Annotated in this window: 13 protein-coding genes; 8 read left to right on the top strand and 5 right to left on the bottom strand. The window is 70.6% G+C overall.

Annotation, left to right across the window (positions count from 1 at the left end):
- Position 1: 1 nt before the first annotated feature.
- Entirely contained in the window at positions 2 to 2,146 is a 2,145-nt protein-coding gene (locus ACQPWW_RS27980; RefSeq protein ID WP_433126632.1) for a M14 family zinc carboxypeptidase, read from the bottom strand.
- A gap of 219 nt (positions 2,147 to 2,365) precedes the next feature.
- Between ACQPWW_RS27980 and ACQPWW_RS27975 the strand changes: the two genes are divergently transcribed.
- Together ACQPWW_RS27975 and ACQPWW_RS27970 are read left to right on the top strand one after the other, a co-directional pair.
- Positions 2,366 to 2,875 carry a SigE family RNA polymerase sigma factor gene (locus tag ACQPWW_RS27975; RefSeq protein WP_433126631.1) on the top strand — a complete coding sequence of 170 codons (510 nt, stop codon included), beginning with the start codon at positions 2,366 to 2,368 and terminating at the stop codon, positions 2,873 to 2,875.
- The gene (locus ACQPWW_RS27970) at positions 2,872 to 3,714 is read left to right on the top strand and encodes a hypothetical protein (protein ID WP_433126629.1); all 843 of its coding nucleotides are present in this window, start codon (positions 2,872 to 2,874) and stop codon (positions 3,712 to 3,714) included. The genes ACQPWW_RS27975 and ACQPWW_RS27970 overlap by 4 nt, the downstream gene beginning before the upstream one ends.
- A gap of 46 nt (positions 3,715 to 3,760) precedes the next feature.
- Here the strand turns inward: ACQPWW_RS27970 and eccCa are convergent, their stop codons facing one another.
- A complete protein-coding gene (eccCa, locus tag ACQPWW_RS27965; RefSeq protein WP_433126628.1) occupies positions 3,761 to 7,783 on the bottom strand; it encodes a type VII secretion protein EccCa in 4,023 nt (1,340 codons plus the stop codon).
- 116 nt (positions 7,784 to 7,899) lie between these two features.
- Between eccCa and eccD the strand changes: the two genes are divergently transcribed.
- On the top strand, positions 7,900 to 9,222 hold the full coding sequence (eccD, locus tag ACQPWW_RS27960; protein ID WP_433126626.1) for a type VII secretion integral membrane protein EccD: 1,323 nt from the start codon (positions 7,900 to 7,902) through the stop codon (positions 9,220 to 9,222).
- 25 nt (positions 9,223 to 9,247) lie between these two features.
- Here eccD and ACQPWW_RS27955 read toward each other — a convergent pair whose 3' ends face one another.
- Genes ACQPWW_RS27955 through ACQPWW_RS27945 form a run of 3 tightly spaced genes read right to left on the bottom strand, consistent with a single transcriptional unit; the run spans position 9,248 to position 10,635 of the window.
- On the bottom strand, positions 9,248 to 9,601 hold the full coding sequence (locus ACQPWW_RS27955; RefSeq protein WP_433126625.1) for a hypothetical protein: 354 nt from the start codon (positions 9,599 to 9,601) through the stop codon (positions 9,248 to 9,250).
- Between the two features lie 47 nt (positions 9,602 to 9,648).
- A complete protein-coding gene (locus ACQPWW_RS27950) occupies positions 9,649 to 10,332 on the bottom strand; it encodes a hypothetical protein (RefSeq protein WP_433126623.1) in 684 nt (227 codons plus the stop codon).
- A gap of 9 nt (positions 10,333 to 10,341) precedes the next feature.
- Positions 10,342 to 10,635, bottom strand: coding sequence for a hypothetical protein (locus tag ACQPWW_RS27945; RefSeq protein ID WP_433126622.1), 294 nt, complete (start codon positions 10,633 to 10,635; stop codon positions 10,342 to 10,344).
- Between the two features lie 60 nt (positions 10,636 to 10,695).
- On the opposite strand from ACQPWW_RS27945, the gene ACQPWW_RS27940 reads away from it, so the two are divergent.
- From ACQPWW_RS27940 to ACQPWW_RS27920, 5 genes are all read left to right on the top strand, one after another.
- Positions 10,696 to 11,556 (top strand): hypothetical protein, encoded by an 861-nt coding sequence (locus ACQPWW_RS27940; RefSeq protein ID WP_433126621.1) that lies wholly within the window; start codon positions 10,696 to 10,698, stop codon positions 11,554 to 11,556.
- 66 nt (positions 11,557 to 11,622) lie between these two features.
- A complete protein-coding gene (locus ACQPWW_RS27935) occupies positions 11,623 to 11,958 on the top strand; it encodes a WXG100 family type VII secretion target (protein WP_355032311.1) in 336 nt (111 codons plus the stop codon).
- Between the two features lie 19 nt (positions 11,959 to 11,977).
- Positions 11,978 to 12,271: a WXG100 family type VII secretion target gene (locus tag ACQPWW_RS27930; protein ID WP_357080017.1), complete on the top strand. Its 294-nt coding sequence runs from the start codon at positions 11,978 to 11,980 to the stop codon at positions 12,269 to 12,271.
- Between the two features lie 134 nt (positions 12,272 to 12,405).
- Complete coding sequence (locus ACQPWW_RS27925) at positions 12,406 to 16,854, top strand: DUF6531 domain-containing protein (protein ID WP_433126619.1); 4,449 nt, start codon at positions 12,406 to 12,408, stop codon at positions 16,852 to 16,854.
- Positions 16,854 to 17,420 (top strand): hypothetical protein, encoded by a 567-nt coding sequence (locus ACQPWW_RS27920; protein WP_433126617.1) that lies wholly within the window; start codon positions 16,854 to 16,856, stop codon positions 17,418 to 17,420. Before ACQPWW_RS27925 ends, ACQPWW_RS27920 begins: the two co-directional genes overlap by 1 nt.
- Positions 17,421 to 17,512 lie beyond the last annotated feature (92 nt).

Below are 17,512 nucleotides of genomic sequence, written 5' to 3'. Positions count from 1 at the left end.
ATCAGGCAGCGGGTTGGGCCGCCGCGTAGTCGCGTGCCACCCGGACCAGTTCCACAAGCCCGCCCGCGTACTCCTGGGACTCGCCGTGCGCCTCGTCGAACGGCGGCTGGAAGCCGACGCCCTCCCACTCGCCGGTCGCCGGGTTCCACCGGTCGTTGCCGACCTCGAAGTCCCAGGCGAAGATGCCCAGCTCGTAGTAGAGCTGGTCAGCCGAGTTGCCGGCGGCCGAGTAGAGCACGTCGGCGACCGGACCGGTCTGCGACGGCCAGGTGACGGTGCCGCGCTCCTGTGCGATGGCGCCGACGATCCGCCGGGCGCTGTCGAGGAACAGCGTCGACTCGTCGATCGACGGCCGGGGCAGGGTGACCCTGCCGTCGGCCCGGTACGCCCCCGGCGGCCACATGAAGTACCCGCCGTAGGAGTGCACGTTCATCGCGAACCTGACGTTCGGGTGAGCCTGGGCGAGCGCTATCACGTTGCTGCTCTCCGCCTCGGACAGCTCGGCGGTGCCCGCGTAGGTGCCGGACAGGCAGTTGGCGCTGGCGCCCACGTACCCGTCGAAGTAGGACCCGACGGTGTAGTTGCGGTTGACGTCGACACCCCACGAGGTGCGGTTCTTCGGGTCGCGGGCCGGTCCGGTGCAGTGGTTGACCAGGTTCTTGCGCTGCATGTTGAAGTCGTTGAACGAGTAGTTCGCGCCATCCGGGTTGACCGTCGGGATGACGAAGATGTCGACCTGTTCCAGCAGCTCACGGGTGGCCGGGTCGGTCCGGGAGTTGGCCAGCATCCGCTCGGCGAACTCCAGCGTCACAAGCGGCGTGGCCCACTCCCGGGCGTGCTCCTGGGAGTACGCGAGCACGCCGACCCGGGAGCCGTCCCGGTGTACGCCGAGGCGCAGCGCCTGCACCGTCCACGGCCGGGCCGGCACCTCGGTGCCCAGCAACCCGTCGTCGAGCCGGGCCGGGCCGGCGACCGGCATGGGCAGCCCGGCCGAGCCGTCCTCGACGGTGGCCCGGAACCGGTTCGGCTGGCGGGCGTTGATCGCCGCCGCGACCTCGTCGGTGGTGCTCACCGTCTTGCCGGCGGTGTCGGTGGCCAGTGCCACGGTGAGGACGCGATCGCGGTAGCCGACGGTCAGCGGCCGGTTCGGCCGGCCCGGGTCGACGGTGCGCACCTGCACGCCGTTCATGCCCTGGTCGCCGAAGCGGACCGACTCGACCACCACGGCCGCCACGGCCGGGTCCCCGAGGTACGCGACCGCGTTGCGCCGGTACCCCTGGGTCTTGTTCGGCAGGTCGATCACGTCCACCAGGTCCCGGTACTGGCGGGCCAGCCGCTTGATCCGCGCCTGGATGTCGATCGGCGTCAGGTACGCGTCGATGAAGTCCTTCTGGTAACCGGCCGGCAGGGGTGGCGGCGTGGCGTTGGGCCAGAGCGTCGGGGTGATCACCCGGCTCACCCCACCGAGGCTGGAGGTGGCGGTCAGCCGCACCGGCCGACCGGGCACCGGTTGGGGGAGCGCGTAGTGGTACTGGTACTCACCGGAGTCCTCGAACCGGAACAGCGGGAAGGAGCCGGTGGCGCCGTCGGCCGTCCGCCAGCTGACGGTGATCTCCACGTCCGGGTCGTCGGTGGCGGTGGTCGCCACCTGGGCCTGGAGGAACGTCTGCCCACCGGTGGTCCACCAGTACGCCTGCTGCACCTGGAGGGTGTCCACGGCGGCGGCGGCGGTGGTCCGCTGGTCGGCGGCCGGAGCGCGGAGCCCGGCCGCGGTGCGGGCCTGCGCCGCGCGGACGCTCTCGGCGTGGTGCCGGCTGCCGTCCCCGGCGCGCTGCACGATCTGCACCGCTGTCGCACCCTGTGCGGTCAGCTCGGCGAGCTGCGTGCCGGTGAGCACCAGGTCGGCGAGGATCCGCCCGTCCCGGGCCCGGGGCCGGTTGGCCAGGTCCGCGCCGGCGGCGACCAGCCGGTCGAGCTGTGCCTGATCGCGTAGCTGCATGCGGACCAGTGCGGTTTCGGTGGTGCTTAGGGTGATCGGTGGAGCGGGATCGGCGGGTGCCGCGCTTCCCGGGCCTGGGTGGGACAGCACTGCGCTGAACAGGATCGCTGTGGTGGCGGCAGCTGTCCACCGTCGTCGGACGATCATGTGCCCTCCTGACGAAACATCGGTGTACCTGGTCCTTACACCAGTGCACAGATCGACACCTGTCAAGGTGAGGTGAGTGTGCCTCGCGTCTTCCCGGCGTCGGGACTGTCGCCTCCGGACGCCGTTCGGCGTTGATCCCGTGACACCCACGCGAGTTCCGGAGCAACCTCCCGGGCCAGACCCCGCGTGACTATCTCGAAACGGGGATCGGAGGCCTGAATGAGCGATCGCGACGAGGCGTTCGCCGAGTACTTCGCGGCACGGTCCGCTGCCATGCGCTCCACCGCGTACCTGCTGTGCGGCGACTGGCACCGGGCCGAAGACCTGGTGCAGACCACGTTCGTCAAGCTCTACCGGGTCTGGCACCGGATCTCGCGGCACGAGGTGCTCGACAGCTACGTCCGGCAGATCCTGGTCCGGACGTTCCTCGACGAGCGGCGTCGCGGCTGGTGGCGGCGCGAACGGGTGGGGAGCGAGGACGCCGAGCAGGCGGCCGTCGCCGACTCGCCGGAGAGCCGGCTGGTGCTGCTCCAGGCGCTGGCCCGCGTCGCACCGCGCCAGCGGGCGGTGCTGGTTCTCCGCTACTGGGAGGACCAGTCGGTCGAGGACGTCGCAACGCTGCTGGACTGCTCTCCAGGGACGGTGAAGAGCCAGGCCGCACGCGGGCTCGACACGTTGCGCGGCCTCCTGGCACCCACCTACAGCGGGATCGAGATGGGGGAGCGATGAACGGCGAAGAGTTGCGCGACGCGTTGCGCACGGAGATGGCGAGCGTCAGCCCGCCACCACCATTGAGTACCGAAGCCACGCTCGGTGCGGCACGGCGGGCGCACCTCCGCCGACGCGCGGTGTGGGTGTCGCTCGGATCGGCGGCGGTGGTGTTGGCGGTCGCCGGGTTCGCGGCCGTCGGCCCTCCGGGCGGCGACGTCTACCAACCCGCGGGTGTGGGGCTGCCGGGCAACCCGGATCCGTCGACGGACACCAAGGAGCCGTGGCCGACCGGGCCGGACGGTCAACCGCAGGAGGACCGGACCGCGCGGGCCGGCTCCCAGCACGACCGGGGGGTCCACCTGCTCAACGAGGTCGTCTCCGTGGTGCCCGCCGGCTACACCGCGCCGGAGGATCCGCCTGACCAGCCGGCCGACCAGCGGATGTTGCGGACCCACCAGGCGCAGTTCGAGGAGAAGGTCAACGGCGTCGACCGGTGGAGCTACCTGTCCTCGGTCGCCGTGGCCCAGGGCGGCGGCACCGGGCGCGTGATCGTCGAGGTGCACGACGCCGGCAACCAGTTGCCGACCGAGCCGTGCGCCCTGGCCCGCGGCTTCTGGGGCATGCAAGGGGAATGCCGGGTCGAGACCGTCGGAGCGGCGCAGGTCGGCGTGGTGGTCCGACCGGGCAGCGACGACCGGCTCGACCAGTGGTCGGCGTACCGGCACCCCGACGGCGTGGTGGTCTACGTGGCGCAGGGCGTGAAGCTCGACGGGACCCGGGCGGCGTTGGACTCGTTGCCCTTCTCCGTGCCGCAGTTGGCGGCCCTCGCGGTCGACGACCGGTTCCACCTGAAGTGATCCGCTCCCCGCCCGGGTTCTGACCCGGGCGGGGACCGGCGTCCGCCTACTCGACGTAGGCCAACTGCACGAGCGTGGTGCGACGGCCCCGACGCACCAGCCGCCCCCGGCCGGGTGGTTGGACGGAGAGGTGGGCCTGCGGCCAGAGCTGACCCTCCTGCCGCTCGCCGGAGAGCAGCAGACCGGCGCAGCCGACCTCCTTCATCCGCTGCGGCACCGGCTCGTGGACGGCCCGGCCGGCGCCACCGCTGCGGCGCGCCAACACCAGGTGGAAGCCGAGGTCCTTCGACTGCGGCAAGAACTCCAGAAACGGTGCCAACGGACCGGCGCCGCCACCGGAGAGCAGGTCGTAGTCGTCGCAGAGCACCACGACTTCCGGCCCCTTCCACCACGACCGGTTGCGGAGCTGCTCGACGGTCAGGGTGTCCGGAGGTAGCCGGTTGCGAATCTCGCCGGCGACACCCTGCACCAGACCCTGGGCGGCGGTGGCGGTGCCGGCGTACGCGGCCAGATAGTCGTCAGGCACCGCGTCGAGCATGGTGCGCCGCAGGTCGATGACCGCGAAGACCAACTGCTCGTCGGTGAACTGCGCGGTCAGGTCCCGGACCAGCAGACGGAGCAGCGAGGTCTTGCCGCTGGCCGAGTCGCCGAACACGAGCAGGTGCGGGTCGGTGCCGAACAGGTCGAGCATGGTGGGCCGTAGCTCCGCCTCGTCCAGCCCGAGTCGGACCCGCCCGTCGGCGGGGAGCCCGGTGGCCACCTCCGCGTACCCGATCATGGTGGGCAGCATCCGGATGGCCGGGGCCGACGGGCCGGTCCAGGCCGTCGCCACCCGGGACACCAGGTCGTCCAGCCCCTTCGCCAGGGTGGTCACGTCGTCGCTGCCGTCGATGCGGGGCAGCGCGATGTGCGCGGTCAGGGCGTCCTGGGTCAGGCAACGGCCCGGGGTGTCGGCGCGTAGGTTCTCGGCGGCCTGCCGCTTGATCGTGGAGTCCAGCGGGTCGTTCAACCGGAACTCGATCTTCGAACCGATCACCGCCTGGAGCTGCATCCGCAGGTCCGACCATCGACCGGCGGTCAACACCAGGTGTACGGCGTACCCGAGCCCCCGGGAGCCGATGTCCTGGACGAGCTCGGCGAGATCCTCGAACTCGGTCTTCAGCACCGGATAGTTGTCGATCACCAGCACGACGTCGGCGGCGGCCAACTCGGGCAGCCGGCCCTCCCGGTGCATCCGCCGCATCGTGTCGATCGAGTCGATGCCGTGTGCGGCGAACAGCTCCTCCCGTTCGGCCATCAGCGTGCTGACCTCGGTCACCGTCCGGCGAATCCGGTCCGGGTCCAGCCGACCGGCCACCCCGCCGACGTGCGGCAGCCCGGCCAGCGCGTTCAGCGCGCCGCCACCGACATCGACGCCGTAGAACGCGATGTCCTGCGGGGTGTGGGTCAGCGCGGCACCGGCCACCAGGCTGCGCAGCAACGTCGACTTGCCGGTCTGCGGCGCGCCGAGCACACAGACGTGCCCACCGGCGCCGGAGATGTCCAGCACGAACGGTTCCTGTTTCTGCTCGGTGGGCCGATCGAGCAGGCCGAGCGGAATCCGCAGCCGCCCGCGCCGCTCCACCGGGGCCACCAGGCCGTACGCCGGATCGGTCTCCAGCGGGCCGACGACGGCGTCCAGTGGCAGCGCGGCCGGTAGCGGCGGCAACCAGATCCGGTGCGCCTGCCGGCCGTGCTCGCGCAACCTGTCGACCACCACGTCCAGGGTGCTCGGCGCCGAGACGCTCTCGTCGGCCTCGGTCGACTCCTCCGTCGTCAACGGCTTCGGCAGGTGCCGGGCCACGTTGTACATCAGGAAGACCGTCGGGTCGGGTGCGGCGTCCACCACCTCCTCACCGGCCGGCGGTCGGTACGTGCCGGACACGTACGCCGCCTTGAACCGCTCGAAGACCGTGGTGTCGACCTTCAGGTAGCCCGATCCGGGCAGCGGGGGCAGCCGGTACGCGTCGGGCACCCCCAGCACGGTGCGGCTCTCCTGCTCGTTGAAGGTGCGCAACCCCAGCCGGTACGACAGGAACGACTCCAGCCCCCGCAGTCGACCCTCCTCCAACCGCTGCGAGGCGAGCATCTGGTGGATGCCGATCGACCGGCCGATCCGGCCGATGGCGATGAACAACTCGATGAAGTCCGGTTTGGCGGTCAGCAGCTCACTGAACTCGTCGATGATCACCATCAGGTTGGGCAGCGGTGGCAGCGGCCGGCCCGCGTCACGTCGCCTGTTGTACTCGGTGATGTTGGCCAGCTGTCCGGCGTCGAGCAGGATCTGCTGGCGGCGCTTCATCTCCCCCTGGATCGCGTCGTGCAGCCGGTCCACCAGGCCGGCGTCGTCGGACAGGTTCGAGATCATCGCCGAGGTGTGCGGCAGGTGTTCCAAGCCGGCGAAGGTCGCGCCGCCCTTGTAGTCGACAAGCACCAGGCTCAGTCGCTCGGGCGGGTGGGTCATCGCCAGGGTGAGCACCAGTGTCCGCAGGACCTCGGACTTGCCGGAGCCGGTCGCGCCGACGCAGAGCCCGTGCGGGCCCATGCCGCCCAACGCGGCCTCCTTGATGTCCAGGTGCACCGGGTTGCCGTCCGTGCCCACCCCGAACGGCACCGTGAGGAAGTCCGGAAGCATCCGGGGCGCCCACAGTGAACGCACGTCGTAGCTCGCCTCGTCGACGATGCCGAGCAGCCCCCGCAGGTCGACAGTCGCCTCCAGCGGGGCGTCGTCCACAGTGTCGGCCACCAGCCGAAGCGGCGAGACCCGCCGGGCCAGCAGCTCCATCTCCGCCAGGTCGAGCTTGTCGACGGTGCCGGCGGGCGCGCCACGCAACCGCTCGCGCTCGGCAAGGATCGCCTGCGCCCGGGTGTCGGTGACCTTGCGCAGGTCCTGCACGGTGACCCGGTCGTCCTCGCAGAGCACCCGCACGTCCACATGGGACGGCTCGTGCTGCTGGTCGTCGACGAGCACCACCACCGCCATGCCCAGGTCGTCCGGAGCGAGACCGGCTTCGAGGTGACCGAGCGGGTCAGCCCGCCCGGCGGAGATCTGGTCGACCACGACGACCAGCCGACTGCCCCGGAACCGGTGCTGCGGATCGCCCAGCCGTCGGGCCCGGTTGACCTCACCGACGCGCCGGGACAGCTCCGCGGTGAGCAGCGACGCCAGCGCCATCGGCTCGGCGGCCACCAGCCGCTGCGGGGCCGGCCCGTCGTACTCGCTCGGGTGCAGGCAGTGGGGAAGCCACTTCAGCCAGTCGAACTCCGGCCCGGCGGTGCCGCCGAGCAACCACGCGAGGCGTACGTCGTCCGGGGCGTGCAGGGTGGCGAGTTGCGCCACCAGCACCCGCACCAGGTTGCGGGTGGCGGCCGGGCTGCCGACGACCGAGACCACGCCGGTGACCGGCACCGCGACCGGCATGCCGTCGAGCAGCCGGTCCCGGTCCACCACCAGCCGGGCGGCGGCCAGGGTGACCGGGTCCAGGTCGACCATCGGGTTGTTCTCGTCGGCCTGGAGGGTGACCCGGCGCCAGAGGCGATCCTGCCCGTGCCCGACCCGCAGCACCAGGAAGTCCGGGTCGGCCAGCCGCCGCTCCCACCGGCGGTGCGGGTCACGGAGCAGGTCCGGCAGCACCTCCGGCGCGGGGTGCCGGTGCTGCGCGGCGGCCCGCTGGGTGACCGCGTCCGCGCGGATCTGGTCGCGGATCCGGTCGACGTACTCCAGGTACCGCTGCCGTTGTCGGGCGAAGCGGCGCGCCGCGCCGGTGCGCTGGGTGACGTACGCGGCGATCCCCCCGAACACGGTGGCCACCAGCATGCCGAGCCCGGCGATCATCATGATCGGGTTTTTGTTCGCCATCATCATGAGCAACATGCCGGCCCCGCCCATGATCGGGAGGAATACCTGCATGACGCCCGCGAACCCACCGCCGCCGTCAGGCACCGCCGGTGGTGAGACCACGTCGAGCGCGGTCGGCTCCGGCTCCGGTGGTGGGACCCGGGCCGGTCGGTGGATCACCCGCTGCGTCATCGCGACCCCTTTCGGGCCGAACCGATCAGTGCCTCGGCCGGGTTACCGGTAGTGCTCCGACTGCCTAGAGTAGTACCGGTCGACACACTGAGCCGACCGTGCGGGGACGGAGGGTCATGGCAACCCGATTCACCCGAGTGACAGTGGTGGCCGGCGGGCGGAGCCTCGATATCAGCCTGCCCGCGGCGCGACCGGTGCTGGAGTTCGTGCCGCAGGTGTGCGAGCTGCTCTCGCTCACGCCCGAGGCCGCCGGGCGCTGGAAACTGTCCACGGTGGCCGCTGGCGGGCTGGACCCGCGCCGCTCCCTGGACGAGGCGGGCATCATCGACGCCGAGACGCTCTACCTGACCCCGCCCGAGCAGGCGCCCCTGCCGCCGTTCGTCGACGACGTGGTGGACGAGGTGCAGGCCACTCTGGACGATGACGGCAGCGAATGGCGGGACGCCGCCCGCAGGACGGGAAGCGCGGCACTGGCCGGTGTCGTGGTGCTGACCCTCACGTACGCGCTCACCACCATGCCGGTGCCGGTGGCGGCGGCCCCGGCCATGCTGTTCACGGTGGCCGCACTGGCGGTGCTGGCCGGCCGCCTGGTCGGCGGACCCGGTGGCACGCTCCTGATCGCCGCCGCCGTGCCGGCCTGGCTGGTCGCCGGCATCGCGGTGGCCCGAGCGGCCGACTGGCCCGAGCCGGCCTGGTTCACCGCCGGCGCCCTCGGTGCCGGCCTCGGCGCCGCCCTGTTCGTCCTGGCGGGGGAGCGGTGGTACGGCGTCGCCGCCGGCGGGCTCGCGGTGGCGGTGCTCGGCGGGCTCGGCACCGTGCTGCTCGCCGCCGGGCTCGATCCGCAGCAGGCGGCGGCCGTGGGGTCCGTCGTTGTCGTCTTCGCGGTGGGGCTGGCACCGCAGCTCGCGCTCAGCTCGGCCCGCCTCGTCGATCTGCTGCGCCGGCAGGAGGAGAGCCAGTGGGTCGGCCGGCACCTGGTCGCGGCGGCGGTCCGCCGAGGTCAGACCGTGCTGTCCGGTGCGGTGGTCGGCGTCGCGCTGGCCGCGACCGCCGCCTGCGTCGTGCTGCTGACCGGTCCGGCCGGTGTCGGCGTGCTGCTCGGTGCGGTGCTGGGTCTGGTGTTCGCGCTGCGGTCGCGGGTCTTCACCCGCTTCGGTCAGGTGCTGCCCATGCTCGTCCCGCCGGTGACGGCGGCCACCGTGGTGGTGCTCGACGCCGTCCGGCTCACCGATGCCGACGAGGCGGTGCGGGCCTGGTTGGCCGTGGTCGGCGCCCTGGTGGTGGCGGGTGCGGTGCTCTGGGCCGGCCGTCCCCGGCTGGACGACGTCGGCGCCGCCCGGTTGCGGCAGCTCTTCGACCTGGCCGAGGTGCTCGCGGTGGTCAGCCTCGCGCCGTTGGTGATCGCGGTCTTCGGTGGCTTCGACTGGGCGGCCGGCTGAGCCGGGGGCCGGCCGCATCCGCTGATCAGCCGATCAGCGTGGTGCGGGGCGCGGTCGCCGTGGTCGGCCCGGACCGGTCCGCCGGCCCCGCCAGTTGCACGAGGAAGGTACGCACCGCGTCCGCCGCCGGCTGCGTGGCGGCCGGCGGCGGGGCCAGCCCTCGTTTCTGACGCTGCTGCGCGAGCAGGCCGCCGATGCTGGTGATCGCCCAGACCGCGACAAGCAGCAGGGCGCCGACGACCAGGCTGGCGATCACCGTCGCGTAGGGACGGCGCAGGTCGCGTGGGCCGCGCCGGGACCCGTGCAGCAGCGCGGCCTTGGCCGTCGCGGTACGCAGCGCGTGCGCCTCGACCACCACCCGGTCCCGCCCGTCAGGCACGGCCGAGCCCAGCCCGGTCGGCGGTCGTCGTCGCGACTGCCCGATCGTCAGTCATGGTCGTCGGCTCGCTCGGCCTCGTGGGCGGCCGCCACGTCGTCCGGGTCGGCGGGCCTGATGCTCTGGGCCACCGCCACGATCACGTCGGTGAGCACCTGCTCCATCTCCGGGTGCGGCGTCGCGGCGCTGAGCACGGCCGTCCAGGTGGTGCCGGGCAACGGCAAGAACAGCTGCAACACCGTCGAACGGACCCGGGTCAGGCCGCCCGGTGGCACCGTGGACGCGACGTCGCGGTGCAACACCCCCGGCCCGGCCGGCGTCTCGACCTCCTCCGCCGTGCCGGTGCGCGGCAACGTCTGCCGGACCAGGGCCAGGCCGGCCGGCTGGGGCGCCGAATTGAACCAGCCCAGGTGCAGCCCGGCGCTGCCCACCGCACCGGTGGACATCCGACCCAGTTGGACAAGGCTCAGCGACGCGCCGGCACGTTGACAGTCGGCGACGAGTTGCTCGACGAACTGGAGCACCTCGCGGCGCTCGGCGGCGCGCAGCCGCTGCCCGAAGAACCGGTCGTCGACCATTCGGGCGGCGCTGCGCTGCCAGGACTCCGGATTGGTGTCGAGCAGCACCCAGTCCGAGGGGACCCCGATGAACCACGGGAAGTCCGGGTGCGGGGCGTGGGGGTTGAGCTTCAGGTCGTGCGCGGGCAGCGGATCGAGCATGGACACGTCGCTCACGCGGCACCCCTACGATTCGGTGGGGCGCAACGCGGCGGCGGTCTGGGTGTCGAAGTCGGCGACCATCTTGCCGATCGCGCTGGAGAGCCCGCCCCACTCGCCGATGTTGTTCATCAGCTCGAGCAGGCTGGTCTTCCATTCGTCGCGGAAATCGGAGATCGCGCCCTGGATATCGGAATGATCATCGGTCAGGCCGTCGCAGTCGACGACCCCGCGATGGTCCGTCTCCAACTGATCAGCAAGGGTGGTCAGATTTCCACCTAGGCTCACCAGTGTCGCGTAAGGATACTGAACGTACGTCATCCCGCCTCCCCGTCATCGCTCACCAAGGCTAACAACTCACGTCTATACGGGGGGACCCCGATGACCGAGTACCGACAGATCGGCCGGACGATGGTGCGAGCCCTCGACCCCCGCATCACCGCACGGGTCCGGGCCGAGCGGGAGCGGGCGGAAACCCTGTCCGCCCGGCTCCGGCCGGGCGTGATCGCCGTGGTCGGGCCGGGCTCGGGCACCGGTCGCTCGACACTCGCGGCCCTTGTGACGTCGGCGCTGGCCCGCCACCAGGGCACCGGGGTGCTCGCCGTGGACACCGGCCACGGTGGCGGCCTGCACGCCCGGCTGGCGGTCCGGCCCGGTGGGTCCACCGAGGTGGTGCTGGCCGGTCTCGGCCTGCGCGGCGCCACCGCCGGTCGCCGGCCGGCGGTGGGTCACCGGTGGCTGCGGGAGCGCCTGGCGCTGGCCGAGCGGGCGATGTTGCTGGCCGGCCCCCCGGGCGACGCCGCGCCCCCGGTGACGGCAGCCGAGTACGGCACGGTCTCGGCCACCCTCAGCCGCTGGTTTCCCGTGCGGGTCGTCGACACCCCGCCGCTGACCGGGGATCCGGTCGTGCCGGCGGTGCTGACCCGTGCCGACCGGGTGGTGCTGGTTGCCCCGGACGACGAGCGCGGCGCCCGGTTGCTCGCCGACTCCCGGTCCTGGATCGCCCCACTGCTGCGCGAGCCGTTCGAGCAAGTCGGCGTCCAGGTGCTGGTCGGCAAGGACGCGCAGCCGGCCGCTGCCGGGGCCGGGCGGTCGCCCGGTGATATTCCGACCTTTGTCCTGCCGTTCGACCCGGCATTGCGGGCCGCCGACGCGCTGCGCTGGGCTGATCTCGCGAGCGGCACGCAGGAGATCATTCTCGACCTAGCCGCGCAGATTGTGCGAGATATGCGACTCAGGTAGCGCACAAAGGTCGTTGCCTGTCTATGTTCGAATGACTGTGGGTCGAGTTCACGGGAGGGGCTTCGGATGGGTGCGAAGTTTTCGATCACCGACAATGCGGTCAACCAACACTCGTCAAATCTAGACACTTCGGTCGCTGCCCTCAACAGTCAGGCGCGATCGTTCATCAGCGCGATCGAGCCGCTGCCGGCGGTCTGGAAGGGTTCTGCCTACCAGAGTTGGGATCAGCTGACCCAGCGGTGGAACACGGCGATGGCCGATCTCAACAAGGCATTGACCGACATCACGAGCCGGGTCGGTTCGGCGGGCCAGCTCTACGACACCTACCACTCGGAGCAGACCAGCCAGTTGCAGTCGACCATGGGGTCGGCCAACTGGGACAGCGCGAAGTTCCGGGGCTGACGGGAAGGTTACGGGGATCATGGGTGACGTCTTCAGTTACGACGAGTCGACCGCCGGGTCGGCGCAGGGCGACATTGCTTCGGTCGCCAACGGGGTCCAGGCAAGTCTCGATGATCTGACCAATTTCGTCACCCGGGTCAAGGCCAACTGGGAGGGCGACGAGATGGAGATCTACAACGGTATCCAGATGCAGTGGAACACTGCGGCGGACACCGTGAAGCAGATCCTCGACTCGGTAAAGGGCGCCCTGGGTCAGACCACGACGTCCGTGCAGGAGATGCGCGGTCAGGTGCGGGGGACTCTGCAGGGCTGATCCATCAGTGCGGCCGCGTCCGGGCGTCGATCGAGGTCCGGGCGCGTCGTCGTGGTGGTACGTGGCGCCGGCGAGTGATTGGCCCACGTCGGGGCCGCCTGCTGGTTGGCGTGGACACGGGGAGGTCCGGCGCGATGGCTGAGTTTCCGGCGCATCTGTTTCGGATGGATGGTGATCCGTCGGCGATTCGGTCGTCGGCGGGGCGGTGGGAGGGTTTTGGTTCGGCGGCGTCGCAGGCGGCGGGGCAGATCTTGGGTTTGGACACGAGTCAGTTCGTGGGTCCGGAGGCGGATCTGTTCCGGGAGGGGCTGAATGCGCAGATGCCGGGGCATTTGCGGGTGACCGGTGATGCGTTTGGTCGGGTGTCGGCGGGGTTGGTGGCGTTCGCGGGGTCGTTGTCGTCGTTGCAGGAGCGGATGCGTCCGGTGGCGCAGCGTGCGCCGGGTTTGTGGGCGGCGTTGCAGGCGGCGCGGGGGCGCTCCGACCGGGCGGAGCAGGCTGATGAGCGTCATGAGCGGGAGGTGGCGGATCGGCCGCCGGAGGCGGCGGAGCCGGACACGTATCGGTCGGATGCGGGTGCGGCGGGTGCGGCGTTGTCGCAGGCGCAGCGGGCGTGGGATGAGTGTGTGGCGCAGGCGGGGGCGTTGCGGGGTGAGTTGGGCACGGCGGTGCGTGATTGCGTGCGGGTGGTCAATGACGCGAAGGGTTTGCGGTTCAAGGAGAATCCGAAGTGGTGGGATCTGAAGGGTCAGTTCACCAACTTCGTGCGGGACAATCAGGAGTTGTTGGCGCAGCTGTCGGGCGCGTTGAAGATCGTTTCTTTGGTCGCGGGGTTGTTGTCGTTCATTCCGATCCTCGCGCCGATCATGGGGCCGATCGCCATCGCGGCTGGTGCGGCGGCTCTGCTCATCGACGCGTCCATTTATGCGGCGACGGGTAAGGGCAGTCTCACCAACCTGTTGATCGACACGGTGCTGACGGTCGTGCCCATCGGCCGGCTCGCGGCGCTCGGCAGGCCGGTTCTGGCCCTGGCCAAGCGGGGGTTGCCGACCCTCGCCAGAGGCCTGACCAAGGCGCGTGCCGCGCTGCCGAATCTGCCGCGGCCGAGCATCCCCATGGGCGGGCGCAAGGTGGCGGCTGACCCGATCGACGTGGCCAGCGGCGAGGTGGTGCTCGCGCAGACCGATGCCAAGTTGCCCGGTCTGCTGCCGCTGGTGCTGACTCGTAGTCACGTGTCGTCGTACCGGGTGGGTCGGTGGTTCGGGCCGTCCTGGGCGTCCACCCTTGATCAACGGGTCGAGGTTGACGATCACGGGGTGTGTTTCGTCGCCGAGGACGGCATGGTGCTCACCTACCCGACGCCCGTGAGCGGCGAAACGCAGACCCTGCCAGCGACGGGGCCCCGGTGGCCGCTCACCTCGACCGTCGGCGGTTTCCGGGTCGATCAGCCTGAGACCGGTCGTGCGCTGCATTTCCAGGCGGTGCCGGACCTGCCCGAGCCGGCGGGTGAGGGCGAGCCCGTCGAGGTGTTGCCGCTGGTGGCCGTGACCGACCGCAACGGCCACCGGATCGACCTGGACTGGTCCGACGGGGTGGTCACCGAGGTCCGGCACAGCGGTGGGTACCGGATCGCTGTCGACACCCTGCGCGGTCAGGTGGCGGCGTTGAGCCTGCTGGACGCGGAGCCTTCCGGTGCGGCCCGGACCTTGGTGCGGTTCGGCTACGACGAGGCCGGCCGTCTCGCCGAGGTGATCAACGCGTCGGGGCTGCCGTTGCGCTTCGCCTATGACGACGAGGGCCGGTTGGTCCGCTGGCAGGACCGCAACGAGCAGGAGTACCGCTACACCTACGACGAGCAGGGCCGTTGTGTGGCCGCGACCGGCTCCGGCGGATACCTGTCCGCGCGGCTGCACTACGACCCGGCCGCGCGAAAGACCGCGGTGGGCGACTCGCTGGGCCACACCACCATCTACGAGCTGACCGAACGCGGCCAGACCCAACGCATCACCGACCCGCTGGGCCGTGTCACGGCCTTCACCTGGGACCGATTCGATCGGAGGCTGTCCGAGACCGATGCTCTCGGGCGGACGACTCGTTGGTCCTACGATGACGACGGCAACCTGGTCGAGGTCACCCGCCCGGACGGCAGCCGGGCGACGGCCGCGTACAACGACCAGGGACAACCGGTAGTGGTCACCGATGTCGATGGCGCGGTCTGGCGGCGCGAGTACGACGAGCGCGGCAACCTGACAGTGGTCACCGATCCGATCGGCGCTGTCACCCGCTACCGCTACGACGAGGCCGGTCACCTCAGCGAGGTGGTCGACGCGCTCGGCAACGCCCTGGTGGTGGCGACCGACCCGGCCGGGTTGATCAGCTCGGTCACCGAGCCCACCGGCGCGGTGACGACCTACCGGCGGGATCGGGCTGGGCGGGTCGCGGAGGTGATCGATCCGCTCGGTGGTAGCACCCATCTCGGCTGGACTGTCGAGGGGCGGTTGGCGTGGCGGCGGAGCCCGGACGGGGCGAGCGAGGAGTGGACCTACGACCCGGAAGGCAACCTGGTCAGCCACACCGACCAGACCGGGGCGACCACCGAGTTCGAGATCGGGCACTTCGACCTCATGGTGGCGCGTACCGGGCCGGACGGTTCCCGGCTCGCCTTCGATTACGACGCCGAGTTGCGCCTCGCCTCGGTTACCAACCCGCAGGGGCTCGTCTGGCGCTACGACTACGACCCGGCCGGGCGGCTGGCAGCCGAAACCGACTTCAACGGTCGGACGCAGACCTATACGCACGACGCCGCCGGTCAGCTGGTGGCGCGGACCAACGGTGCCGGGCAGAGCATCGAGATGGTCCGCGACCTGCTCGGCAACGTCGTCGAGAAGCGCACCGCCGAAGGCGTCACCACCTTCGAATACGACCCGGCCGGCCGGCTGCTGCACGCCACCGCACCCGACGTTGACGTCCGCTTCGAACGGGATCCGGTGGGCCGGGTGCTCGCCGAGATCTGCGACGGGAAGACCGTCACCTCGTCCTACGACGCGCTCGGTCGGCAGACGCAGCGGCGCACTCCCCAGGGGGTCGAGAGTGTCTGGGAGTACGACGCCGGTCATCTGCCGGTGGCGCTGCACACCGGCGGCGCGACGGTCAGCTTCACCCACGATGTGGCCGGTCGGGAGACGCGACGCGCGGTCGGCAGTCTGGCCCTGACCCAGAGCTGGGACGCCAACCACCGGCTGCTCTCCCAGATCCTCACCGCGAGTCCAGCGGAGCCAGCCGCGGTGCCGGACCTGGTCGCGCACCGGGCGTACCGGTATCGCGCCGACGGTTACCTCACCGACATCGCCGACCAACTCACCGGCGAGCGGCGGCTGGAGCTGGACCGGGCGGGCCGGATCACCGCCGTGCAGGGCGGCGACTGGACCGAGCGGTACGCCTACGACGAGGCCGGCAACGTCGCCACCGCCACCTGGCCCGGCTCACAGGATGACGGCGCGGCTCGGGGTGAGCGGGAGTACACGGGCACCCTGATCCGCCGTGCTGGACACGTGCGCTACGAGCACGACAACGCCGGTCGGGTCACGCTGCGGCAGCTCAAGCAACGGTCGACCAAGCCCTTGACCTGGCGCTACATCTGGGACAGTGAGGACCGGCTGGTTGCGGTCACGACACCGGATGGCATCCGTTGGCGGTACCGGTACGACGCGCTCGGCCGCCGGGTCGCCAAGCAGCGCCTCGATGACGACGGTGGTGTGGTCGAGCAGGTCGACTTCGCCTGGGACGGCCCGCGCCTGATCGAGCAGACCCACCGGGGTGACGCCGGAGTGCGAACCAGCACCTGGGATTACGCCCCGGACACGTTCACCCCGATCAGCCAGACCGACGCTTCGGCCGATCAGGACGAGGTGGACCGCCGCTTCTACGCGATCGTGACTGACCTGGTGGGCGCGCCTACCGAACTGGTCAGCCCCGACGGCGAGGTCGCCTGGCAGCAGCGGACGACAATCTGGGGGATTCCGACTCACGTCAGCGCTGCGGGGGTCGACTGCCCGCTGCGCTTCCCCGGGCAGATCCATGACCCGGAGAGCGGCACCTCCTACAACTATCACCGGTACTACGACCCCGATACGGCCCGCTACGTATCGACGGACCCTGTCGGCCTCGAAGCAGGTCCCAACCCGCACGCCTATGTGATGAACCCGCTCGGCTGGCTCGACCCACTTGGGCTCATAGGCTGTCTGACGCAGATGGCAGCGACCGGGGGCCGGGCGGCGGACAGCGCGAAGGCCGCGAAGACGGGACTGACCCATGCCGGCCGGAAATACCAACAACACATGATGCAGGGCGACCTTCCGCATCTGCCCTCGCAGTCGCCAAAAATCCTGAACCAAGCTGGGCGGGAGATGCTCGAAGAGGTATTGACGGATCCCCTTTCGAGCGTGGTGCCGGCTGGTCTCAAAACCAACTTCCCTGGCGGGTACCATGTCGTCAGTAACGTCATTTCGCCCGGCGGTGACGGCTTCATCTCGGCGTTCTTCGACGCGAACAACGCATTCCAGTTCTTTGGAAAGATTAGTTGATGAGCATGGCTTTGGTGCAGCGCGAGGACAAGACCCGGATTGACGAGTTGTCTGCGGCGGTAGCGGCACGTCGACTCCGGGGTGTCACCTACTTTGTTCCGCCAGGGCTGGAGTGGGTGGAGGAGGACTCGCCTGCTGGCGCGATTCATGTCGCCGACATGGGTGTCTCACTCCGTTTTGACGATCTCACGTTCAACGTGGCGTGGTCGATGAACGGGTTCAATGAAGGTCTGGCCGTCGTCGCCACCGACCCGGTGGATCCGCTGTTTTTCGGCAGGTCGGCCGTCGCGGTCGATGCCAGCGGCATCCCCCCTTGGCCGTCCCGGATGGGGCATGCCGTCGAGGGCATCTCCTGGGCGTGGCACCAGCCGTGCGATGACTGTCCAGAGCTGCTGTGGGCGGTGCGATTCGATTTCGGCGTTACCGGGTCTGCCGTCATCGCACTCGGTGAGGTCGAAGATGGAACACCCCGGTATATGCCGGACTCACTACTCGTCCTGTTTGATGAGAACTTCGCCAGGTCCTACGTCATTCCAGCCGGAGAGGGTTCGTCATGGGGAGCGTGAACGGCTAACGATGTCGGCCCTGGTCGACGTCTGCTACGGCAGGTACGCGGAGGCCAGCAACCCGGTCAACCTGCGCGCTCGGCATGGTCCGG

It is taken from the genome of Micromonospora sp. CA-240977 (assembly GCF_050942285.1).
Taxonomy (GTDB): Bacteria; Actinomycetota; Actinomycetes; order Mycobacteriales; family Micromonosporaceae; genus Micromonospora.
This window is presented reverse-complemented; position numbering and strand designations above follow the sequence as displayed.